The sequence below is a fragment of the Streptomyces sp. AB3(2024) genome, from assembly GCF_041862025.1.
In the GTDB taxonomy this organism is placed as follows: Bacteria; Actinomycetota; Actinomycetes; order Streptomycetales; family Streptomycetaceae; genus Streptomyces.
In genome coordinates this window covers 1-21,860 of the sequence record NZ_JBGWAB010000040.1, presented here as the reverse complement: position 1 = coordinate 21,860, position 21,860 = coordinate 1, and the positions used below count along the sequence as shown (strand labels likewise).

At 71.6% G+C, this 21,860-nt stretch carries 17 protein-coding genes and 1 tRNA gene; 16 read left to right on the top strand and 2 right to left on the bottom strand.

What is annotated here, in order from left to right; genetic code table 11:
* Nucleotides 1-62 precede the first annotated feature (62 nt).
* From ACEPPI_RS17905 to ACEPPI_RS17855, 11 genes are all read left to right on the top strand, one after another.
* Nucleotides 63-980 carry a xanthine dehydrogenase family protein subunit M gene (locus ACEPPI_RS17905; protein WP_371678329.1) on the top strand — a complete coding sequence of 306 codons (918 nt, stop codon included), beginning with the start codon at nt 63-65 and terminating at the stop codon, nt 978-980.
* A complete protein-coding gene (locus tag ACEPPI_RS17900) occupies nt 977-3,349 on the top strand; it encodes a 2Fe-2S iron-sulfur cluster-binding protein (protein ID WP_373916218.1) in 2,373 nt (790 codons plus the stop codon). Before ACEPPI_RS17905 ends, ACEPPI_RS17900 begins: the two co-directional genes overlap by 4 nt.
* Nucleotides 3,346-5,679, top strand: a complete 2,334-nt coding sequence (locus ACEPPI_RS17895; protein ID WP_373916217.1) for a xanthine dehydrogenase family protein molybdopterin-binding subunit — start codon at nt 3,346-3,348, stop codon at nt 5,677-5,679. Before ACEPPI_RS17900 ends, ACEPPI_RS17895 begins: the two co-directional genes overlap by 4 nt.
* A gap of 163 nt (nt 5,680-5,842) precedes the next feature.
* Nucleotides 5,843-6,367: a hypothetical protein gene (locus tag ACEPPI_RS17890; RefSeq protein WP_373916216.1), complete on the top strand. Its 525-nt coding sequence runs from the start codon at nt 5,843-5,845 to the stop codon at nt 6,365-6,367.
* Entirely contained in the window at nt 6,367-7,782 is a 1,416-nt protein-coding gene (locus ACEPPI_RS17885; protein WP_373916215.1) for a WXG100 family type VII secretion target, read from the top strand. The genes ACEPPI_RS17890 and ACEPPI_RS17885 overlap by 1 nt, the downstream gene beginning before the upstream one ends.
* 21 nt (nt 7,783-7,803) lie before the next feature.
* Nucleotides 7,804-8,964 carry a type VII secretion-associated serine protease mycosin gene (gene mycP / locus ACEPPI_RS17880; protein WP_373916214.1) on the top strand — a complete coding sequence of 387 codons (1,161 nt, stop codon included), beginning with the start codon at nt 7,804-7,806 and terminating at the stop codon, nt 8,962-8,964.
* 65 nt (nt 8,965-9,029) lie between these two features.
* Complete coding sequence (locus ACEPPI_RS17875; protein WP_373916213.1) at nt 9,030-10,466, top strand: WXG100 family type VII secretion target; 1,437 nt, start codon at nt 9,030-9,032, stop codon at nt 10,464-10,466.
* A gap of 22 nt (nt 10,467-10,488) precedes the next feature.
* Complete coding sequence (gene mycP / locus ACEPPI_RS17870; RefSeq protein ID WP_373916212.1) at nt 10,489-11,655, top strand: type VII secretion-associated serine protease mycosin; 1,167 nt, start codon at nt 10,489-10,491, stop codon at nt 11,653-11,655.
* 28 nt (nt 11,656-11,683) lie between these two features.
* A complete protein-coding gene (locus ACEPPI_RS17865) occupies nt 11,684-12,097 on the top strand; it encodes a hypothetical protein (RefSeq protein ID WP_373916211.1) in 414 nt (137 codons plus the stop codon).
* 9 nt (nt 12,098-12,106) lie between these two features.
* On the top strand, nt 12,107-14,455 hold the full coding sequence (locus ACEPPI_RS17860; protein WP_373916210.1) for a hypothetical protein: 2,349 nt from the start codon (nt 12,107-12,109) through the stop codon (nt 14,453-14,455).
* 35 nt (nt 14,456-14,490) lie between these two features.
* Nucleotides 14,491-15,183, top strand: a complete 693-nt coding sequence (locus ACEPPI_RS17855) for a hypothetical protein (protein ID WP_373916209.1) — start codon at nt 14,491-14,493, stop codon at nt 15,181-15,183.
* 58 nt (nt 15,184-15,241) lie between these two features.
* Here the strand turns inward: ACEPPI_RS17855 and ACEPPI_RS17850 are convergent.
* Nucleotides 15,242-15,313 (bottom strand) — tRNA-Cys (locus ACEPPI_RS17850).
* A 169-nt stretch (nt 15,314-15,482) separates the two neighbouring features.
* Here ACEPPI_RS17850 and ACEPPI_RS17845 point away from each other — a divergent pair.
* The 4 genes from ACEPPI_RS17845 (at nt 15,483) to ACEPPI_RS17830 (ending at nt 19,512) form a co-directional block, all read left to right on the top strand.
* The gene (locus ACEPPI_RS17845; protein ID WP_373916208.1) at nt 15,483-16,979 is read left to right on the top strand and encodes an MFS transporter; all 1,497 of its coding nucleotides are present in this window, start codon (nt 15,483-15,485) and stop codon (nt 16,977-16,979) included.
* A 35-nt stretch (nt 16,980-17,014) separates the two neighbouring features.
* Nucleotides 17,015-17,215 carry a hypothetical protein gene (locus ACEPPI_RS17840; protein ID WP_373916207.1) on the top strand — a complete coding sequence of 67 codons (201 nt, stop codon included), beginning with the start codon at nt 17,015-17,017 and terminating at the stop codon, nt 17,213-17,215.
* A complete protein-coding gene (locus ACEPPI_RS17835; RefSeq protein WP_373916206.1) occupies nt 17,212-17,607 on the top strand; it encodes a type II toxin-antitoxin system death-on-curing family toxin in 396 nt (131 codons plus the stop codon). The genes ACEPPI_RS17840 and ACEPPI_RS17835 overlap by 4 nt, the downstream gene beginning before the upstream one ends.
* 120 nt (nt 17,608-17,727) lie before the next feature.
* A complete protein-coding gene (locus ACEPPI_RS17830; protein ID WP_373916205.1) occupies nt 17,728-19,512 on the top strand; it encodes a DEAD/DEAH box helicase in 1,785 nt (594 codons plus the stop codon).
* 97 nt (nt 19,513-19,609) lie between these two features.
* On the opposite strand, the gene ACEPPI_RS17825 is transcribed toward ACEPPI_RS17830, so the two are convergent.
* Nucleotides 19,610-20,761, bottom strand: a complete 1,152-nt coding sequence (locus tag ACEPPI_RS17825) for a hypothetical protein (protein ID WP_373916204.1) — start codon at nt 20,759-20,761, stop codon at nt 19,610-19,612.
* 368 nt (nt 20,762-21,129) lie between these two features.
* Here ACEPPI_RS17825 and ACEPPI_RS17820 point away from each other — a divergent pair, with 368 nt between their 5' ends.
* Nucleotides 21,130-21,771: an IclR family transcriptional regulator gene (locus ACEPPI_RS17820; RefSeq protein ID WP_008742627.1), complete on the top strand. Its 642-nt coding sequence runs from the start codon at nt 21,130-21,132 to the stop codon at nt 21,769-21,771.
* The last annotated feature ends 89 nt before the right edge of the window (nt 21,772-21,860 follow it).

Sequence of the window (21,860 nt, the reverse complement as noted above, 5' to 3'; positions counted from 1 at the left end):
ACGTACCGTACGGCGGACAGGCGTGAGCGCCGGGACCGGGACATCGGGAAGGGGCAGCTGGGTTGACCACGCACGCACCGCACGCATCGCATTCGACTCAGGGGCCGCAACCACCGCAAGCGGCCCAAACGGCGCAGTCCGTGACGCTGCCGACCTCGCTCGACGAGGCCGTGGCGGCGCTCACCGCCATGCCCGCAGCCGTGCCCGTGGCGGGCGGCACCGACCTCATGGCCGCCGTCAACGCCGGGCTGCTGCGGCCCGCCGCGCTGGTCGGCCTGGGACGCATCAACGAGATCCGCGGCTGGCAGTACCAGGACGGGCACGCGCTGCTCGGCGCCGGACTGACGCACGCCCGGATGGGGCGGCCGGATTTCGCCGCTCTGATCCCCGCGCTCGCCGCCGCCGCCCGGGCCGCCGGCCCGCCGCAGATCCGCAACGCCGGCACCCTCGGCGGGAACATCGCGACGGCCGCGCCGACCGGTGACGCCCTGCCCGTGCTGGCGGCGCTGGAAGCGGTCCTGGTCATCGTCGGCCCCGACGGCTCGCGCGAGATCCCGGTCTCCCACCTGCTCGCCGGGCGCGAGATGCTGCGGCCGGGCGAGCTGATCGGCTTCGTGCGCGTTCCGCTGCTGCACGCGCCGCAGGTCTTCCTGAAGGCCACCGGGCGTACGGGGCCGGGCCGCGCGGTGGCGTCCGTGGGGCTGGTGCTGGATCCCGCGCGCCGGGGCGTGCGGTGCGCCATCGGCGCGGTGGCCCCGATGCCGCTGCGGCCGCTGGAGGCCGAGCAGTGGGTGGCCTCGCTGATCGACTGGGACGGGGACCGCAGCCTGGCCCCCGAGGCGCTGGAGGCCTTCGGCGAGTACGTCGCGGCCGCCTGCGTGCCCGACCAGGGGGAACCGGTGTCCTCCGGAGTACTGCATCTGCGGCGGACGGTGGCCGTGCTGGCGCGCAGGGCCCTGGGGAGGGCGCTGACCTCATGAGTGAGAACGAGAACGTGAGCGGAACGACGGGGAACGCGGGCGGCGCGGGCAACGGCTGGGGCTGGGAGCCGGTGCCGCAGGGCGGCGAGTACGACTCCGAGGCCACGGCCTTCGTGAAGCTGCCGCAGGACATGCTGGACGCCCTCGACAACGGGGAACCCCTCGCCGCGCCCGGCCACGGGTACGTGCCGCCCCCGATGATCGTGCCGCTGGGTTCGGCCAGTACGGACCCCACCGCCACGGGCACCTGGACGATGCCGGTGCAGTGGCCCGAGGCGGGCACGGACCGGGCTCCGGCCGAACCCGCGCGGGGGCCGATCCCGGCCTCCATCCCGCTGCCGCCGTCGGTGGCGGCGGCCTTCGGGGAGCCCGCGGGCGGCGGCGGGGGCACGGCCGGTGCGGCCGGGGGCGGGGAGCACGACCAGGGGGCGACGGCCGAGTGGCAGTTCCCCGACGCGGTGCACCAGCCCGACGAGCCGGCGGCCACCGGGCAGTGGACCCTGCCGACGGTCGGTGAACCGCTGCCGGGGACGGGCGAGTTCCCGGCCGGCGGGTTCGCTGCCGACGGGTTCGGGGCCGACGGGTTCCCGTCCGACGGGTTCGCGGCCGATGGGGGCGTGGGGGCGGCCGACTGGAGCCAGGCTCCGGCGACCCTGCCCGGCGGGGCGGCGGCCCCGTGGGCGCAGCCGGGGGTGCCGGCCGCGGGCGCCGGTGGGGCGGGCGGTGCCTTCGGCGCCGAGACGCTGATGAGCTCCGGCGTGCTGCCGGGCGAGGGGCCCGGGGCCGGCGCGCTGGGACGCGGCCCGAGGGTGCTGGGCGGGCCCGGGGTCGGGACCCCGCTGCCGGAGGGCTACGCGCGGCCCGGCCCGGAGCCGGAGGGCGTGCTGCACGCCGCCCCGGACATCGACGCCGCCCACGGCCCGGCGCAGCCGCCGGTCGAGGAGCAGCGGCCGCGCCCGGTGGAGGCCGAGGCGGAGACCGGGCCGGTGGGGCGGCACGAGGAGGGGCTCGGGCAGGAACTCGGGCACGGGTACGGGCACGGGCGGGAACCGGAGCGGGAGCAGGAGCAGGGGCGAGGCTTCGCGGAGGCGGCACCGGCCGCGGTTCCCGAGCATGCTGCCGATTCCGATTCCGATGCTGCTGCCGCTGCTGATTCCGTTCCCGTTCCCGTCGCCGAAGCGGGGGCCGCGGGCGTGCCGGGTGAGGACACTGCCGACAGCGCTGTGACACCCCCGGGCGAGGGTGGCGGCGAAGGGGTGCCGGTGCAGGAGGCGACGTACGAGGAAGAGGGACTTCCCGCCGTCGCCCATCACGAGCACCCGGCGGCTTCCTACGTCCTGCGCGTCAACGGCGCCGACCGGCCCGTCACCGGCGCCTGGATCGGCGAATCGCTCCTGTACGTGCTGCGCGAGCGCCTCGGCCTGGCCGGCGCCAAGGACGGCTGTTCGCAGGGCGAGTGCGGAGCCTGCGCCGTGCAGGTCGACGGACGGCTCGTCGCCTCCTGCCTCGTCCCCGCGGCGACGGCGGCGGGCAGCGAGGTCCGCACCGTGGAGGGTCTCGCGACCGGCGGGCAACTGTCTGACGTGCAAGAGGCGTTGTGCAGGTCGGGCGGGGTGCAGTGCGGCTTCTGCGTACCGGGCATGGCCATGACCATCCACGACCTGCTGGAGGGCAACCATGCCCCCAGCGACCTGGAGACCCGGCAGGCGCTGTGCGGCAACCTCTGCCGTTGCTCCGGCTACAAGGGCGTCGTCGAGGCGGTCCGCGAGGTCGTCGCGGAGCGCGAGGCGACGGCGGCCGAGGCCGCGGCGGCGCCCGCCCCCGGGGACCCCGCCGCGGCCGAACCGCGCATCCCGCACCAGGCACCGCCCGGCGAGGGCGGCGTCCACGGCGGCCCCGGAGCGTACGGAGCCCACGGCGGTCACGACACGCTGGGCGGCGGCCAGGCCTTCCCCGGCGTCCACGACACCATGGGCGGCGGCCAGGTCATGCACGGCGGTCACGACACCATGGGCGGCGGCCAGGCCATGCACGGCGGTCACGACACCATGGGCGGCGGCCAGGCCATGCACGGCGGTCACGACACGCTGGGCGGGGAGCAGGTCCTCCATGGCGGTCACGACACGCTGGGCGGGGACCAGGTCTTCCCCGGCGTCCACGACACCTACGGCGGCGGCCAGGGCCTCCCCGGCCTCCACGACCCCCAGCAGCACGGCGTCCACGACCCCCACCAGGTCGGGCTTGACCCCCACCACGGCGTCCACGACCCCCACCACGGCGGGCAGCACGTCCAGGGCGGCCACGACACCCACGGCGGCCAGGGCATCCAGGGCATCCACGGGATCCACCACAACGGAGGCATGGCGTGAGCGGGCAGGACGCGGCCACGGCGACGACCGCCGTCACCACGGTCGGTGCCGCGGCGGAAGGTGAGCCGACATCGCCGCGCGTGCGCGGAATCGGCGCTTCCGTCCCCTCGGCGGACGTCCGTGCCAAGACCGAGGGCACCTTCCCGTACGCCGCGGACCTGTGGGCCGAGGGTCTGCTGTGGGCGGCCGTGCTGCGGTCCCCGCACGCCCACGCCCGCATCCTGTCCATCGACACCTCGGCCGCGGCCGAGATGCCCGGCGTCCGTGCCGTGATCACCCACGCCGACGTTCCCGGCGCGACCACGCACGGCCGCCGGATCGCCGACCGGCCGGTGTTCGCCCACGACGTGGTCCGCCACCACGGCGAGCCCATCGCCGCCGTCGCCGCCGACCACCCCGACACCGCACGCCTCGCGGCCGCCGCCATCACCGTCGAGTACGAGCTGCTGGACGCCGTCACGGACCCCGAGCAGTCCTTCGGAGCCGTCCCGCTGCACCCGGACGGCAACCTGATCCGGCACATCCCGCTGCGCTACGGCGACCCCGAGGCGACGGGGGAGGTGGTGGTCGAGGGCCTCTACCGGATCGGCCGCCAGGACCCCGCCCCCATCGGCGCCGAGGCCGGCCTCGCGGTGCCCCGCCCCGACGGCGGGGTGGAGATCTACACCGCTTCCACCGACCCGCACACCGACCGCGACCTCGCCGCCGCCTGCTTCGGCCTCGACCCGGACCGCGTTCGCGTCGTCGTCACCGGGGTGCCGGGCGCGACGGCAGACCGCGAGGACCCCGCGTTCCAGCTCCCGCTCGGGCTGCTCGCCCTGCGCACCGGCTGCCCGGTGAAGCTGGCCGCCACCCGCGAGGAGTCCTTCCTCGGCCACGCCCACCGCCACCCGACGCTGCTGCGCTACCGCCACCACGCGGACGCGGAGGGCCGGCTGGTCAAGGTCGAGGCCCAGATCCTGATGGACGCGGGCGCCTACGCCGACTCCTCCGCGGAATCCCTCGCGGCGGCGGTGGCGTTCGCGTGCGGCCCGTACATCGTCCCCCACGCCTTCGTGGAGGGCTGGGCGGTCCGCACCAACAACCCCCCGTCCGGCCACGTGCGCGGCGAAGGCGCCATGCAGGTCTGCGCGGCCTACGAGGGCCAGATGGACAAGCTCGCGGCCGCCCTCGGCATCGACGGCGCGGAAGTGCGGATGCGCAACGCCCTCGCCACCGGCGACCTGCTCCCCACCGGCCAGACGGTCACCTGCCCGGCCCCGGTCGCCGAACTCCTCCGTTCCGTCCGTGACTTCCCGCTGCCCTCCCTCCCGAAGGACACTCCGGAGGAGGAGTGGCTGCTGCCCGGCGGTCCCGAGGGCGCGGGCGAGCCGGGCGCGGTGCGACGCGGGGTCGGCTACGGCGTGGGCATGGTCCACATGCTCGGAGCCGAGGGCGCGGACGAGGTCTCTACGGCCACCGTGAAGGTGGTCGGCGGTACGGCCACCGTCATCTGTGCGGCCGTCGACACCGGGCAGGGCTTCGCGACCCTCGCCCGGCAGATCGTCCAGGAGGTCCTCGGCGTGGATGAGGTGGCGATGGCCCCCGTCGACACCGACCAGCCGTCGGCGGGCCCGTCGGCGCACGGCCGCCACACCTGGGTCTCGGGCGGCGCGGTCGAGCGCGCGGCCAAGATGGTCCGCACCCAGCTCCTCCAGCCGATGGCCCACAAGCTGGGCATGTCCACGGAACTCCTGCAGATCCAGGACGGCCGGATCACGTCGTACGACGGAGCCTTCTCGACGACGGTCGCGGAGGCGATCGAGGGCAAGGAGCTCTGGGCGACGGCCCAGTGCCGCCCCCATCCGACGGAGCCGCTGGACGCGGACGGCCAGGGCGACGCGTTCGTCGGCCTCGCCTTCTGCGCGATCCGCGCGGTGGTCGACGTCGACATCGAGCTGGGCTCGGTACGCGTCGTGGAACTCGCGGTCGCCCAGGACGTGGGCCGCATCCTCAACCCCCGCCAGCTGGAGGCCCGTATCGAAGCGGGCGTCACCCAGGGCGTGGGCGCGGCACTGACGGAGAACCTCCGCTCGGTCGCGGGCTTGGTCCGCCACCCCGACCTGACCGGCTACGCCCTGCCGACCTCCCTCGACGCCCCGGCGGTGCGCATCGTGCGGCTGGTGGAGGAGCGTGACGTGGTGGCCCCGTTCGGCGCGAAGGCGGCGAGCGCGGTACCGGTGGTGACCACCCCGGCGGCGATCGCGTCGGCGGTCCGCGCGGCGACGGGACGGCCCGTGAACAGGATCCCGATCCGGCCATCGGCGGCGGTGGCGGCGTCCAACTCGTAACCGTGTGACCCGCATTGCACGTGCAACCCGAGCTTGGGCCTGTCGGCGCCGATCGCTAGAGTGATCGGCGGCACCCGGAGCGTGCGGGTGCGAACGGGGACGGGGAGCGGCGCCGCAGACGGGCGCCGCGCCCGCGGGGAGACGGGGAAGCGGGGAGGCCGGCGTGGCAGAGGACAACGGGCCGATGCTGTTGGGGGGCAACGTCAGCGCGGGCGTGGCGGACGCCATCATGAGTCAGGCGCAGGCCCTCAGGGTCGAGTACGAGTCGATGGCCGGCTACAAAAAACTGGTCGACGCCCTCCTGAAGAAGCTGGACGGCTCGGAGGCGGCCGACAAGAACCTCGCCGACGGCACCCTCCCGACGGGCACCCTCGGCACGGGCTTCCCGGAGGCCGACTCCCTCTTCAAGGCGTACTCGACGGTCCACTCGGAGCTGCAGAAGCTCTCCCAGGGCCTGGCATCCCAGATCGAGGCCCTCGGCATCGCGGTCCTGACGACGGGCAAGGGCTACGCGGGGGTGGACGAGGACACGCAGGCGCGCATGCGGGCCATCATCCGGCAGTCGAAGCGGGACTACGTCCGCGACCGCGACCCGCTGGTCCGCGAGGAGGAGGAAGCCCGCCGAAAGGCCGCGGCCCAGCAAGGCACCCCGACTCCCACCCCCAGCACGTCCGGGGGTTCCCTCTGATGGCGACGGACTTCGAGGGTTACACGCACGAGCAGCTGCTCGCGATGATCGCCTCTCTGGACTCGGCGACGGTCGTCGCGCGCGCCACCCAGTTGGAGGGTGCCGCGGTCGCGATCAAGGACATTGGCGAGAGCCTCAGGAAGCACCAGGTCAAGGGGTGGGAGGGGGTAGCGGCCGACGAGTTCCAGAAGTGGGTGACCCGGGCGGGCAACGCGACGCTGCGGCTGGCGGATTACAGCCAGGAGGGCAGCAAGTGGATGACGCACGCGGCCCAGACGATGGTGGAGGTCAAGGCCAACACCCCGAAGTACGACACGTCGGCGGCGGCGAACCTGGCGGCGGCGCACGAGTTCCACAACGACCCGGACGCCCAGCAGCTGGGCCAGACGGCCCACTCGAAGCTGAGCGGTGACCGCCATGAGGCGATCCAGCAACTGACTAAGCTGGCGCAGTCGTACGACACGTCGGCGACCCAGATGAACAAGGCGGAGGCCCCTACGTTCCCGCCACCGCCCAAGGTGTTCGAGCCCAGAGGTGTCACCCCTCTGACGAGCGTTGATCGCTCGACCGGCAGCTCTAGCGCGTCAGGGGTGGGCGGCGCCTCCTCCGCTCCGTCGCCCTCCTACGGCAATGTTTCAACGAACCAAGCTGTCGGGGTGCCGGGTCGCCATCCCTCTACAGGTGGTGACTTGTCGACGGGGCTTGCCCCGACACTGCTGCCTCCCGATCGCGGGGTCGGCGTAGGCCTCGATCACGCAGCGACATTTCCGGTTACGACCTTGCCGCCCGTCACTGGTTTGCCTGGCGGAGGTGGGCCCGTCCTTCCGGGCGGGGGCGGCCCGGTCCCCATGCCGCCTGCGCCGGCCTTGACGCTGCCCCCGATGCCCGGGGTGCCTGGCCCGGGCATCAGACCGCTGCCGAGCGTGAGGCCGCCGGGGGCTGGTATTGGTGGCCAGGTTGGCCTACCGCCTCGCGACACCGGCATCGTAGGGGGAAGGCCCATTTCCGCCGGCCCCTCGGGTGCTGGTATTCCCCGTGGCACCGTCATCGGCACGGAAGGCGCGCAGCCTGGTGGTCGGGGGGTGAGTGGTCCGATGGGTGCTGGCGTCGGCAGCAGTCCGCAGGGGCCCCGGGGCACTTCCCCGGTCGGCCGCCGCCTGGCGATGGAGCCGGGTGGCGTTGTTGGTGGGCGTCAGGCAACGGCTGGCCAGTCATTCACCCAGGGAGGATCGGGCCTAGTCCGGAATGGACCAGGTCCAGGGATGACTGGGAGCGGACTGCACCAGGGCATTGCTGGTACGTCGGCTCCGGCTGAGCGGCGAAGGAGCCAGGGGGGCGGCCGTCCCGATTACCTGGCCGAGGACGAAGAGACCTGGCAGGGTGATCGTCGTGTCGTTCCGCCAGTGATCGACTGAGCGGAACGGATGTTGCACGGGATGCGTATGCGCAAGGCGACCTCGGCCCTGGTGGGTCTTCTGCTGGCCGGCATCGCCGCGACCCCGGCTCATGCGCAGACGATCCGGGAGCGTCAGTGGCATCTCGATGCCATGAAAGCTGACGAGATCTGGAAGACCGCCACTGGCAAGGGTGTCACCGTGGCTGTGATCGACAGTGGCGTGGCGCGCGTTTCTGAGCTGGAGGGGCAGGTTCTTCCCGGTAAGAATTTCGCCACTACGCAAGAAGGCGATGAACGCACCGACTACGACAACCACGGCACGACGATGGCTGCGCTCATCGCTGGGACCGGAAAGCACCCCAGCGGCGACGGGGCATTCGGACTGGCACCAGGCGCGAAGATTCTTCCGATTCGCGTTCCGATTGAAAACGATCAGACGAACCCTGGTTGGACGCAGGCGATCCGTTACGCGGCGGACTCCGATGCCAAGATCATCAACATCTCCATGGCGACCGATCAGGATGACCCTGCGCGGATTGATGCGGTGAAGTATGCGCTCTCCAAAGGAAAGTTGATCTTTGCGGGCGTCGGGAATGATGGGGAAACGCTCAATAACCTCAAGTACCCGGCAGCGACGCCAGGGGTGGTGGGTGTGGCGGGAATCGGCCCTGACGGCGGTGCCACCAAGGAATCGGAGCATGGCCCGCAGGTGGACCTGTCCGCTCCCGGAGTTGATATCTACGGCGCCTGCCTGGGTAAGACGGAAGTCTGCGTCGGCCACGGCACCAGTAACGCAACCGCCCTGGCCTCCGCCTCCGCCGCCCTCCTCTGGTCCGCGCACCCCGACTGGACCAACAACCAGGTTCTCCGGGTCCTGCTGAACACCGCCGGGAAGCCCGTCGACGGGGCCGGGCGGAACGACTACGTCGGGTACGGCGTCGTGCGGCCGCGCGTTGCCGTTCCGACGCCCGGGGATCCGGGGCCCGCGGACGTCTACCCGCTTCCCGATTTGGCGGCAGCCGCCGCCGCGAACAAGCCCACGGCTCCCTCCACCGACTCGAAGCCCGCACCCCAGGCTGAGTCCGCCGGGCGCAAGAGCGACAGCGGCAGCAGCCTTCCGTGGATCGCCCTCGGGCTGGGTGCCTGCGTCGTCATCGGCGGGGCCGTGACCGCCGTCGCCGTACGCCGCAACCGCCGCTGACGCCTCCAGGAGGATGAGACCTTGAAACTCACTCTGATTCCGAGCACGTCGAAGGGTTCCTTCTGATGGCGACGGATTTTGAGGCCTACTCGCACGAACAGTTGCTCGCGATGATCGCCTCTCTGGACTCGGCGACGGTCGTCGCGCGCGCCACGCAGCTGCAGGGTGCGGCGGTCGCGATCAAGGACATCGGTGAGAGCCTGCGGAAGCACCAGGTGACGGGGTGGGAGGGCGAGGCGGCCGACAGCTTCCAGGAGTGGGTGACGTGGGCGGGCAACGCGACGTTGCGGCTGGCGGATTACAGCGAGGAGGGCAGCAAGTGGATGACGCAGGCTGCCCAGACGATGCTGGAGGTCAAGACCAACACCCCGAAGTACGACACGTCGGCGGCGGCGGATCTGGCGGCGGCACACAAGTTTCACAACGACCCGGACGCCCAGCAGCTGGGCCGCACGGCCCACTCGAAGCTGAATGGCGACCGCCAGGAGGCGATCCAGCAGCTGACGAAGCTGGCGCAGTCGTATGACCTGTCGGCGACCCAGATGAACAAGGCGGAGATCCCTACGTTCCCGCCACCGCCCAAGGTGTTCGAGCCGATTCGCGTCTCTGCCGGTGATACCGACCTGGATCGTGCGAGGGGAGGTTCCATCGGCGGTTCAGTTTCAGGGAGCGCTTCGTACGTGCCGCCTACGCCGGGAAGCGGTGCGTCCTCGAATGTGCAGAGCTCGGGGACCCACCAGTTGCCGCCCGACAGTAACCTGCCTACGCAGCCTCACCCGACTCCGTCCCCGTCGCAGATCATTTCAGGGCGCGACGTTGGCGTGGACCTTGACCACGTGGCCACGTTGCCAGACAGGACAGCGCCTCCGGCAACCGGTGGGCCTGGTGGGCCAAGTCCGGTCGGCCCCAGCATTCCTTCCGGTGGGCCTCTCCTGCCACCGCCGCTTCCCCCGGTCCCTGGCCATGTGGGTCGCACGGGCGGCCCCTTTTCGGGCACGAGGCCTCCGGTTGGCGTCGGTGGCAAGGGTGGTGGCATCCCCGTCCTGTCCCCGCGGGACACGGGAATCGTGGGTGGCAAGCCTCTTTCCCCGAACAGTCCGACGCCGGGCATTTCGCGTGGCACGGTAATCGGCGCGGAGGGCACGCAGACGGGTGCAAGGGGCGGAATGATGGGTGGTGGAGGCCTTGGAGGCCCACACGGCCCCTCGGGCAGCGGTTCGGTAGCCGGCCGTCGGTTGGCGATGGAGCCAGGTGGGGTGGTCGGAGGGCGCCAGAATGCTGGCGGCAGCCGGTCTGTGGCAGGCGGCCAGTCGTTCACCCAGGGCGGTTCCGGTCTGGTGCGCGGCGGCTCAGGGGCTGGCGCGTTGGGGCATGGTGGCGGTGGTGTCTCAGGCCCCGGTAAGCCTCGTGGAGGCCCGGGAACGGGGCGTCCCGACTATCTGGCTGAGGATGAAGAGACCTGGCAGGGTGACCGCCGTGTCGTTCCACCGGTGATCGACTGAGCGAGAACGGACGTTACAGGCGATGCGTATGCGCAAGGCGGCCTCGGCCCTGGTGGGTCTGCTACTGGCGGGGATCGCCGTTACCCCTGCGCATGCGCAGACGATCCGCGAGCGGCAGTGGCACCTCGATGCCATGAAGGCCGATGACATCTGGAAGACCAGCACCGGCAAAGGTGTCACTGTCGCAGTCATTGACACTGGTGTAGATCGCATCCCCGAACTTGAGGGGCAGGTTCTTCCGGGCAAGGACTTCGCAGCCGGGCAGAAGAGTTACGAGGGCGATGAGCGGACCGACTACGACAAGCACGGTACCTCTATGGCTGCCGTGATTGCCGGTTCTGGAAGGCATCCGAGCGGCGATGGGGCCTTTGGCCTGGCGCCAGGGGCCAAGATTATTCCGATTCGGGTGCCGAACGAAATGAATTCGACGAGGCCGACTTTTACGGCAGCGATTCGGTATGCGGCGGACTCGGATGCCAAGATCATCAACATCTCGCTGGTGACTGGCGAGGATGATCCCGAACGGGCGGACGCCGTGAAGTATGCGCTGTCCAAAGGAAAGTTGATCTTCGCTGGTGTCGGCAATGACGGGGATACGACGAACTCGGTTCTCTACCCGGCTGCGACGCCGGGAGTAGTGGGAGTGGCGGCGGTCGACCAGGACGGCGCTGCCACCAAGGAGTCGCAACACGGCCCACAGGTCGACATTGCGGCCCCGGGCATGGACATCGTCACAGCCTGCGGAGGAAAGACGGGGCTCTGCTCCAGCCACGGCACCAGTGACGCGACCGCCCTCGCCTCCGCCTCCGCCGCCCTCCTCTGGTCCGCGCACCCCGACTGGACCAACAACCAGGTCCTGCGGGTCCTGCTGAACACCGCCGGCAAGCCCGTCGACGGTGCCGCGCGGAACGACTACGTCGGGTACGGCGTCGTGCGGCCGCGCGTTGCCGTACCCACGCCCGGGGATCCGGGGCCCGCGGACGTCTATCCGCTTCCTGATCTGGCGGCGGCAGGCGCCTCTGGCGGGAAAACGGCGGAAACTGGCGCGTCCAAGCCCGTACCGCAGCCCGAGGCAGGCGTTAAAAAGAGTGACGGCAGTAGCCTCCCGTGGATCGCCCTCGGGCTGGGTGCCTGTGTCGTCATCGGCGGAGCCGTTACCGCCGTCGTCGTACGTCGCAACCGTCGCTGAACCGAACCGACCGCCCATGGAGGCCCGGATGTCGTTCGACGAGGAATGGGCCGCCGCGCGCACCACCGCAGCGGCCAACGTCTCCATGCGGCTCAACCAGGCGGCCCCGGGCACCGGCGGCCAGGACCTCGAACTCAACCAGGACCACATCGGCGCCATCGGCACCGAGGCCCACACTCTGCACTCCCGCCTCCAGACCGACGGCAAGCACGCCGCCACCGCCACCGCCGAAGCGGCTGGCGCGCTCGGCAAGGAGGGCTTCGCGAGCGGGGCGGCCCTGACGAAGCTCAACTCTCGTTGGGATAGCCAGGTGAAGACCCTGGTCGCCGCCTGCGCGCAGATCTCCAACGGGCTGAACTACTCCCTCTCCTCGCACAACAAGGAAGAGCAGCAGCTCTACGCCGAGTTCACGACCTCGAAGCTCGACGAATACCTCAAGTAGGCGGCGCCCGTGCTGACGTACGAGAACGTGCTCAACGCTCCGGTCGACAAGCTCCAGACGGCGGCCACCGACTGGCAGGCGATGGCCGCGAAGCTGGAGGAGCTGGCCGAGGCGGCCCGCAACGGCATGAAGGCCAAGGCCGACAAGGCCGAGTGGAGCGGGGTCACCGCCGGGGTGGCACGGCCATTCGTGGCGAAGACGGCCAAGGAGTTCGAGGACGCCGCCAAGGAGGCCAAGGGCATCCACCAGGCGCTCACCCAGGCCCACGCCACGTTCACCTCGTCCCGTGACCGGCTGAAGAAGCTCTCCGAGGAAGAGGTGCCGGCCGCGGGCTTCCGGGTGGACGCCAAGGGCAAGGTGCAGGCCGCCCCCCTCGTCACCGGGGAGGAGCGCTACGCTGCCCGGCACGACCCCGACTACCAGGAGTCCATCCGCGTCAACCTGCCCCAGTGGCAGGCGAAGATCGACGCGGCCGTCGACGCCTGCGACGACGTCGACCAGTCGCTCGCCCGTCTCCTGGGCGCCAACGTCGCCGAGGACCACAACTTCGGCTCACCCAAGTACGCCGGCCTCGCCGCCGAGCAGGCCGGCCACGCCGCCGCCCTCGCGAAGAAGGGGCGGGACCTCTCCCACGCCGAGCTCGTGGAGCTGAACGAGCTGCTGGCGGACAACGCGAAGGCTCCGGAGTTCTCGACGGCCTTCTACCAGGAGCTGGGACCCAAGGGCGCGCTCCAGTTCTTCGGCTCCATGTCGACCGACACCCAGGAGTGGGGCAAGGTCGACGAACAGCGGCTCAAGGACGTCCAGGAACTCCAGAAGAACCTGGGCCTGAACCTCGCGACGGCGACCCGCTCCACGTCCGAGCCGCACCTCCCCGACAGCTACGCGCAGGAGCTGCGCAAGCTCGGCACCCAGCACATCCCGCTGGCGAAGTACGACCAGAACCCGCCCTACGGCTACCAGCTGCTCGGCGGGATCATGCGCTACGGCAACTACGACCCCAAGTTCCTGGTCCCCATCGCCGAACACGCCACCCAGATCCACGCGAAGGACCCCGACTTCTTCAACGGGACCCGCCGCCTGGACGGTCTCGGCAAGAACCTGTTGAACCCCTCCGGGATCAACGGCGCCGGATACGACCCGGTGGTCAGCTTCCTGGAGGCACTGGGGCACAGCCCGGAGGCTTCGGCCGCGTTCTTCGACCCCGAACGGCCTCCGCACGCCTACAACCAGGACGGCACGGAGAAGCCCGGCGTTGCGAACCTGGGCAAGGACGCCAAGGGCAAGCCGATCACCGGCTACCTCGATTTCTTCGCCCGGGAGGACTACGACTGCACCATCGACATGGAGGGCACGAACTTCGACGACCTGAAGAAGGTCGAGAAGCACATGCCGGATGCCCTGGGCCATGCCCTGGAGGCGGCCGCCCTCGGTCATGCCTGGGACGACCCGAAGCCTGAGCTCCACCGGACCGAAACCGGCGCGGCGGTCATGGCGGCGGCCGCGGCCAAGTACGGCGGCGACGCCGGACTCCTCCATCACCAGGACGTCCTGGCCGACAGCCTGGGCAATATGACCGCCGGGTACATCGATGACGTCAACCGCGCGCTGAGCTCGGACCCCGACCACAGCGTCTTCGCCCCACGGGACGGGGACGACCAGGCCCATGTGAAATTCGAGCGCGACGGCGCCCGTGACCTGCTGGCCGTGCTCGGGCAGCATCCCGATGCATACGCCACCGTCTCCACCGCAGAGCGTGTCTACTCCGCGAGCGTGCTGGAAGGCCAGGCGGAGCACGACGGAAAGATCGATGAGGGCCGGGCCCGTTCGACGATCCGGACCACGGCGGAGGTGCAGGGCATCCTCGACGAGTCCCGAGCGGGACAGGTTCAGGGCGTCGGGGAGAAGAAGCACGAGGAGTACGAGAGGGCGCACGAACAGCAGTCCGCCTGGGTCGAGTTCGGGACGACGGCGGCCATCGCGGGCGGTGTGGCCTTCCTGCCCGCCACGGCCGCAGCAGCGGGAGCGGCAGCGGTCGTCGTTCCGCTGGCCATCGATCTCGGCAGTGGTGCTGCCGAGCAGGCGGTCTCAGGGGTCGTGGGAGAGTGGTCGGACGAGGTCAAGGAAGAGCACAAGGACAAGATCGACGGCGCGACACACGACAGCAACAAGGCCATGTTCCAGGCGGGTGAGCACAGCGCCGAGGCGCCCATGCGGAAGTTCATGGAGCGCCATCGCATCGATCCGAACAGCGACTTCGGGAACGATTTCGTCGAGTCGATGCGCATCGGGTACGAAACCGGCAACTCCATCGCCCGTCAGCAGGGCCATGAGGCCCAGACCAAGGGTGTCGAGTGAGCCGGAGCCCGATACCGCGGCGGCCGGTTGCCCTGATGCTCTGGGGGGCGGCCTTCGGTGCGGCGGTGGTGGGCTGCTCTGCCGCTGAGCCGGAGCGCGCCGCCTCGACCACCGCTGAGCCGCTGCTCTCCGTCAGCCAGGTCTGCGCCGGGCTCTTCGCGGACGACGCAGGGAAGGCGTTGGAGCGGATTCTCGAATCCACGGAGTTTCAGGTCCGCGACGAGAAGGGGAACCCGGAGGTCGGGGTGGTCGCGCGGGCCATGGAGGACGCCTACCGCTCCGGCTCAAAGATCCATTACGCACCTCAACCGGTCTGCAGGATCGTAGGGATGGGGAAGGGCGGTTACCGTCCAATAGCGCATGTCATGTTCACCGCATACAGCAAGTACGACGCAGACCCGGCCGATCTTCCGGGAGTAAGCGCTCGGGGGCCGAGGGTCTGGGCGCAGGGGAAGTCGGTCGACCTCACGTTTGACTGTGTCAGTGCGCGGGTCGGCTCGACCTCTGACGTTCCCTTGCAGGTCACCGCGGCGTTCCAAGAGCAGTGGCAGGCGAGCAAGGGTGCGGCCGCCCTCGCTCAGGACTACCTGGCCGTCACCCACTCGGCGGCGCTGGCCGTCGCCAAGGCGCTCGGGTGCGTGGATGACGGCGGGCTCCCCGCCCGGGCGCAGGAGCTGCCGCCGGCGGCCGGTGCCGGCTCGGCGCCCGCCGGAAGCCCCGCCCCGTAGGGTCCCGCACACCGGCGAGGCCGCCCGGGGGACGGATCCCCCGGGCGGCCTCGGTGAGAAGCCGTGACCGGAATCGAACCGGCGTAACTCGCTTTGCAGGCGAGTCCCTCAACCACTCGGGCACACGGCTGTGGTGGTGACGCGTACGACGCTACGGGTGGTCCGCGGAGCCGGGAAGGGTGGCGGGTGGGGTGCAATGTGACTGCCATGTCGCGTTCACAGTCCTAGGTCCCGGGGACGAGGAGGGATCAGCCCAAAAGACAGGGGCGTCAGCGCGGTGCGGGCCTTACTCTGGGGCGATGAGCGCCCTTGAACCCCGGATATCCGTGCCCGACGCCGCCCCGCCCCCGCAGGGCGGCGTTCTCGGGCCCGCGTACCGGACGCTCAGTGTCGGGATGATCTCCGTCATCTTCCTGATCGCCTTCGAGGCCACCGCCGTCGGGACGGCCATGCCCGTCGCCGCCCGGGAGCTGGACGGGATCGGGCTCTACGCCTTCGCGTTCTCCGCCTACTTCACCACCAGCCTCTTCGGCATGGTCCTGTCCGGGCAGTGGTCCGACCGGCAAGGGCCGCTGCGGCCGCTCACCGTCGGGATCGGGGCCTTCGCCGCCGGGCTGGTGTGCTCCGGGACCGCCGTGGGCATGGAGGTCTTCGTCCTCGGGCGGGCCGTGCAGGGGTTCGGGGGCGGGCTGGTCATCGTCGCGCTCTACGTGGTGGTCAGCCGGGCCTACGAGGAGCGGCTGAGGCCCGCCATCATGGCCGCCTTCGCCGCGAGCTGGGTCGTGCCGTCCATCGTCGGGCCGCTCGCCGCCGGGACGGTCACCGAGCACCTCGGCTGGCGCTGGGTGTTCCTCGGCATCCCGGCGCTGGTCGTCGTACCGCTGGTGGTGGCCCTGCCCGCGATCCGGCGGACCGCTTCCGGGCCCGTCGACCCCGGGGCGGCCGTCGCGTTCGACCGGCGCCGGATCGGGTTCGCCCTCGGGATCTCGCTGGGCGCGGGGCTGCTCCAGTACGCCGCCCAGGACCTGTGCTGGCTCTCGCTGCTGCCCGGCGCCGCGGGCGTGGCCCTGCTGGTGCCGGCCGTGCGGGCGCTGATGCCGCGCGGGACGTACCTGGCCCGGCGCGGTCTGCCGTCCGTGGTGCTGCTGCGCGGGGTCGCGGCGGGGGCCTTCATCGGGGCCGAGAGCTTCGTGCCGCTGATGCTGGTCACCCAGCGGGGGCTGAGCCCCACGATGGCCGGCTTCTCGCTGGCGCTGGGCGGGGTGACGTGGGCGGTCGGCTCCTGGGTGCAGTCCAAGGGGCGGATGGCGCCGTACCGGGAGCGGCTCATGGTCGCCGGGATGGTGATGGTGGCCCTCGCCATCGCGGCGGCCCCGGCGGTGCTCATCGAGGCCGTCCCCGTCTGGACGGTGGCGCTGGCGTGGGCGGGTGGCTGCCTCGGCATGGGGCTGGTGATCGGCCCGACCAGCGTGCTGCTGCTGGAACTGTCGGCGCCCGAGGAGGCCGGCGCGAACTCCGCCGCGCTCCAGATCTCCGACGCCCTCGCGAACGTGGTGCTGCTCGCGGCCGTGGGCGCGGCCTTCGCCGGGCTCGGCGGGGGAGCGGTGGGGTCGGCCGGGCACACCCCGACCGGGGGCGCCGCCTCCGCCTCGCACCCCGCCGCCTTCCTGGCGGTGTTCCTGCCGATGGCGTGCGTGGCGCTGGTGGGGGCGTGGGTCGCGACCCGGCTGGACCCCGCCCCGGAGAGCCAGGGGACGGCTCCCGCCCCCGCCGGGACGGGCACCCGGAAAAGCTGAGGAGGCGGTCGGCCCGAGGGGATAGGTTCGGCGGCATGTACGAGCTGAACGTCCCCCTCTCCGACGCCGAGCGCGCCGAGCTCTCCGACCTGGCCGACGCCACCGGCCGCACGCCCGAGGCGCTCGCGCTGGACGCCGTACGGGAGCACCTGCGGGCGGAGCGTGAGCGCGTCGGGGAGGCCGCCGCGCGCCTAGCCCGTGCCCACGCCCCGCTGCTGGAGAGGCTCGGGCAGTGAGCGAGACCCCTGCCGTGCGCCACCTCACCCTCGCCGAGGTCCTCGACCTCGCCCGGCACGCCTGCCTGGCCCAGGACCAGCCCGTGGAGCTGCGCGCCCCTGGGCTGCTGGAGTCCGCCGTGCACCGGCCACGGGCCCGCATGCTGGGGACGCCCGCCTACGAGGACCCGTACGAGCAGGCCGCCGCGCTGCTCCACGGCATCGCCGCGAACCACCCCCTGGTCGACGGCAACAAGCGCACCGCCTGGCTGGCCGCCGCCACCTTCCTCGCCGTGAACGGCGTGGACCTCGCGGCGGTGGACCAGGACACGGCGTACGACCTGGTCATCGACGTGGCCGCCGGCCACGAGGCCGATGTCGCCGTGATCGCCGAGCGGTTGCGCGCGATGTGACGCTCGCCGCACCCGCCGAGGTCACGGGCCTGTCCCTCCGGAAGGGGCGGGCGGGGGCCGGTAAGGTGGCCCGGTTGTCCTACGTACGACCGCGACCGTGACTGAGACGAACCGGAGACCGTGACTACTACCGCCTCCCACCACCTCTCACCCGCCTTCCCCGGCCGCGCGCCGTGGGGCACCGCGAGCAAGCTGCGTGCCTGGCAGGAGGGTGCCCTGACCCGGTACATCGAGACGCAGCCGCGCGACTTCCTCGCGGTGGCGACCCCCGGAGCCGGAAAGACCACCTTCGCGCTGACCCTCGCGTCCTGGCTGCTGCACCACCACGTGGTGCAGCAGGTGACCGTCGTCGCGCCGACCGAGCACCTGAAGAAGCAGTGGGCGGAGGCGGCGGCCCGGATAGGCATCCGGCTCGACCCGGAGTACTCCGCCGGGCCGCTGAGCAAGGATTACCACGGGGTCGCCGTCACCTACGCGGGTGTCGGCGTCCGCCCGATGCTGCACCGCAACCGCTGCGAGCAGCGCAAGACCCTGGTGATCCTCGACGAGATCCACCACGCGGGCGACTCGAAGTCCTGGGGCGAGGCCTGCCTGGAGGCCTTCGACCCGGCGACCCGGCGCCTGGCCCTGACCGGCACGCCCTTCCGGTCCGACACGAACCCGATCCCCTTCGTCACGTACGAGGAGGGCAACGACGGGATCCGCCGGTCCTCCGCGGACTACACGTACGGCTACGGCAACGCGCTCGGCGACGGCGTCGTGCGGCCGGTCATCTTCCTCTCCTACAGCGGCAACATGCGCTGGCGCACCAAGGCGGGCGACGAGATCGCGGCCCGCCTCGGCGAGCCGATGACCAAGGACGCCATCTCGCAGGCCTGGCGCACGGCGCTGGACGCGCGCGGCGACTGGATGCCGAACGTGCTGCGCGCCGCCGACCAGCGCCTGACGGAGGTCAGGAAGGGCATCCCGGACGCGGGCGGCCTCGTCATCGCCTCCGACCAGGACTCGGCACGCGCGTACGCCAAGCTGATCCGCGAGATCACCGGGACCAAGGCGACCCTGGTGCTCTCGGACGACACGGGCGCCTCGAAGAACATCGACACCTTCAGCGGGAACGACGACCGCTGGATGGTCGCGGTCCGCATGGTGTCCGAGGGTGTCGACGTCCCGCGCCTGGCGGTCGGCGTGTACGCGACGACGATCTCGACGCCGCTGTTCTTCGCGCAGGCGGTCGGGCGTTTCGTGCGATCGCGCAGGCGCGGCGAGACGGCGTCCGTGTTCCTTCCGACGATCCCCTACCTCCTCGGCTTCGCGAACGAGATGGAGGTCGAGCGAGACCACGTCCTCGACAAGCCGAAGAAGCAGGGCGAGGAGGACCCGTACGCCGAGTCCGAGAAGGAGATGGACGAGGCGAACCGGCAGGAGGACGAGGACACCGGCGAGGACGAGCAGATGTCCTTCGAGGCGCTGGAGTCCGACGCCGTGTTCGACCGGGTGCTCTACGACGGCGCCGAGTTCGGCATGCAGGCGCACCCCGGCAGCGAGGAGGAGCAGGACTACCTCGGCATCCCGGGGCTGCTGGAGCCGGACCAGGTGCAGATGCTGCTCCAGAAGCGGCAGTCGCGCCAGATCGCGCACAGCCGCCGCAAGCCGGACTCGGAGGCGGACCTGCTGGAGCTGCCGGCCGACAGGCGGCCGGTGGTTTCGCACAAGGAGCTGCTGGAGCTGCGCAAGTCGCTGAACACGATGGTCGGTGCGTACGTCCACCAGAGCGGCAAGCCGCACGGGGTGATCCACACGGAGCTGCGCCGGGTGTGCGGCGGACCGCCGAGCGCGGAGGCGACGGCGGGGCAGCTGCGCGAGCGGATCAAGAAGGTGCAGGAGTGGGCCACGCGGATGCGGTAGCGCGTCCGCGGGGGGTGTGACACGCGGAACGGGGTCCTTGCGCTGCTGCGCACGGACCCCGTTCCCGTACTGCCTACTGGCTGTTTACCGGCTGCCGTCAGGCGCCGACGCGCCGACGGCGGCCGTTGCCCGCGACGAGGGCCGCACCCAGGGCGAGCGCGACGCCGCCGGCGCCGAGGGCCCAGGTGGTGGCCGCGTCGGTACCGGTCTCGGCGAGCTGACCACCGGCGTTGGTGGTGGTGCCCGTGGTGCCCGTGCCGGTGGAGCCGGTGCCGGTGTTGTGGTCGACGATCGGCGTGGTGGAGGTACCACCGTTCGGCTTGGTGCCGCCGCCGGTGTGGCCGCCACCGTTGTTGCCGGTGTGGCCGCCGTTCCCGGTGTTGCCGCCGCCGTTGGAGCCGGCGCCCTCCAGCTTGGAGGTCACGTAGTTGTTCTTCGAGAAGCTCTCGTCACCCTCCTCGTTGCTCCAGCCGGTGGGGGTGATCGCGATGTCGTCCGCCGGGGCGTTCTTCGCGAACTTCAGGCGGAGCTTGATGTCGAACTTGTCGTCCTTGGCGATCGCGCCGCGGCCGAAGTCCAGGTTGAACACGCCGTCGGAGCCGCTGGACTCCGCCGGGTACCAGTCCCAGTTGCCCTCCTCGTCGGGGAGGTAGACCTCAAGGGCGATGTAGCCGTTGTCGAACTTCGTCGTACGGGTCAGCAGGTCGACGCCGAGCGAGTAGTCCTTGTGGTCCTTGCCGCCGGTGTTGTCCACCTGGATGGTGAACTCCTGCCAGCCGCCGCCGGCCTTGAAGGAGGACGGCAGGTCCTTGATCGCGAGCTTCGGGCCGTCGGCCACCCACTTCGCGGCGTCCTTGGCGTCGGCCGCGTCCGCGGCCTTCGCGGCCGGAGCCGGGGTCTGGGCGGCGGGCTTGGCGTCCGCGGCGGGCTTGGCGGCGTCGGCGGCGGGAACCGCCGGGGTCTCCGCGGCCGGCTTCGCGGCGTCGGCGGCCGGGGTCGCCGGGGTCTCGGCGGCGGGCTTCGCGGCCGGGGTCTCGGCGGCCGGGGTCTCCGCGGCGGGCTTGGCAGCCTCCGCCGGGGTCGCCGGGGCCTCCGCGGCCGGCTTGGCGGCGGCGTCGGCGGCCGGAGCCGCGTCCGGCGTGGTGATCGCCGGGTTCTGGACCTCGTCCGCCATGGCGGGCGTGGCCATGAGGACCGTCGGGCCCACCACGGCAGCGGCGGCGACGATGGCCATGCGCTTCAGCTTCACTTGTACTTCTTTCCCCTACGTGGGCACGGCGTTGCACGCCCTGCCCACCCCCAAAAATCTTTTTGAACGTGATCAGACTAAGGGTGCTGTAAAGCGGTTTTCGCTTGAGGAACATTACGAATTGGCACAGCCGTCCTCAGAAAATGACACAAACCGACAGTAGGCGCCCGGATTCTGGACGAGGCCTTCCGCTGAGCGAACCTGCTCGCTACTGTCCCCGCATCGAACGCCCCGTGGCAGCGCCGCCGCGGGAGCGCAGCCGGTGCCATGGCCGCTACCGGCGGCCTCTCCGTGCGTCGCCGAGGGACCGGCAGCGCTCCACCCCGTGAGAGTCACCGCCGCCCACCCGAAGGAGAGGGAGAAGCGTCGTGACCGCGGAAACCTCCCAGACTCTCGATCGAGGGCTGAGAGTCCTCAAGCTGCTCGCTGACACCGACCACGGTCTGACTGTCACCGAGCTTTCCAACCGCCTCGGTGTCAACCGCACCGTGGTCTACCGACTGCTCGCGACCCTCGAACAGCACGCCCTGGTCCGCCGCGACCTCGGCGGCCGGGCCCGCGTCGGGCTCGGCGTGCTGCGGCTGGGGCGTCAGGTCCACCCGCTCGTGCGGGAGGCGGCGCTGCCCGCGCTGCGCTCGCTCGCCGAGGACATAGGCGCCACCGCGCACCTGACCCTCGTCGACGGCACCGAGGCGCTCGCCGTCGCCGTCGTCGAGCCGACCTGGACCGACTACCACGTCGCCTACCGGGCCGGTTTCCGGCACCCCCTGGACCGCGGTGCGGCCGGCCGGGCCATCCTGGCCGCCCGCCAGGGCACGCTCATAGAGCCCGGCTACACCCTGACCCACGGCGAACTCGAAGCGGGCGCCAGCGGTGCCGCCGCCCCGCTGGTCGGCATCACCGGGCTGGAGGGCAGCGTCGGCGTGGTGATGCTGGCCGACGCCGTACCTGAGCGGGTGGGCCCGCGCGTGGTCGACGCCGCCCGCGAGGTCGCCGACGCCCTGCGCTAGCCAGTGGCCGCCGGCGGTGTTCCCCGGTGAGGGCGCCGCGCGGGCCGCGGCCCGGCCGCCGGGGAGCCCCCGGCAGCCCCGCGAGATCG

What these genes read in the sequence shown, in the direction of transcription:
- ACEPPI_RS17900 (WP_373916218.1), top strand. Translation starts at nt 977, where the DNA reads ATGAGTGAGAACGAGAACGTGAGCGGAACGACGGGGAACGCGGGCGGC.
- ACEPPI_RS17885 (WP_373916215.1), top strand. Translation starts at nt 6,367, where the DNA reads ATGGCGACGGACTTCGAGGGTTACACGCACGAGCAGCTGCTCGCGATG.
- mycP (WP_373916214.1), top strand. Translation starts at nt 7,804, where the DNA reads ATGCGTATGCGCAAGGCGACCTCGGCCCTGGTGGGTCTTCTGCTGGCC.
- ACEPPI_RS17875 (WP_373916213.1), top strand. Translation starts at nt 9,030, where the DNA reads ATGGCGACGGATTTTGAGGCCTACTCGCACGAACAGTTGCTCGCGATG.
- mycP (WP_373916212.1), top strand. Translation starts at nt 10,489, where the DNA reads ATGCGTATGCGCAAGGCGGCCTCGGCCCTGGTGGGTCTGCTACTGGCG.
- ACEPPI_RS17865 (WP_373916211.1), top strand. Translation starts at nt 11,684, where the DNA reads ATGTCGTTCGACGAGGAATGGGCCGCCGCGCGCACCACCGCAGCGGCC.
- ACEPPI_RS17855 (WP_373916209.1), top strand. Translation starts at nt 14,491, where the DNA reads ATGCTCTGGGGGGCGGCCTTCGGTGCGGCGGTGGTGGGCTGCTCTGCC.
- ACEPPI_RS17845 (WP_373916208.1), top strand. Translation starts at nt 15,483, where the DNA reads ATGAGCGCCCTTGAACCCCGGATATCCGTGCCCGACGCCGCCCCGCCC.
- ACEPPI_RS17840 (WP_373916207.1), top strand. Translation starts at nt 17,015, where the DNA reads ATGTACGAGCTGAACGTCCCCCTCTCCGACGCCGAGCGCGCCGAGCTC.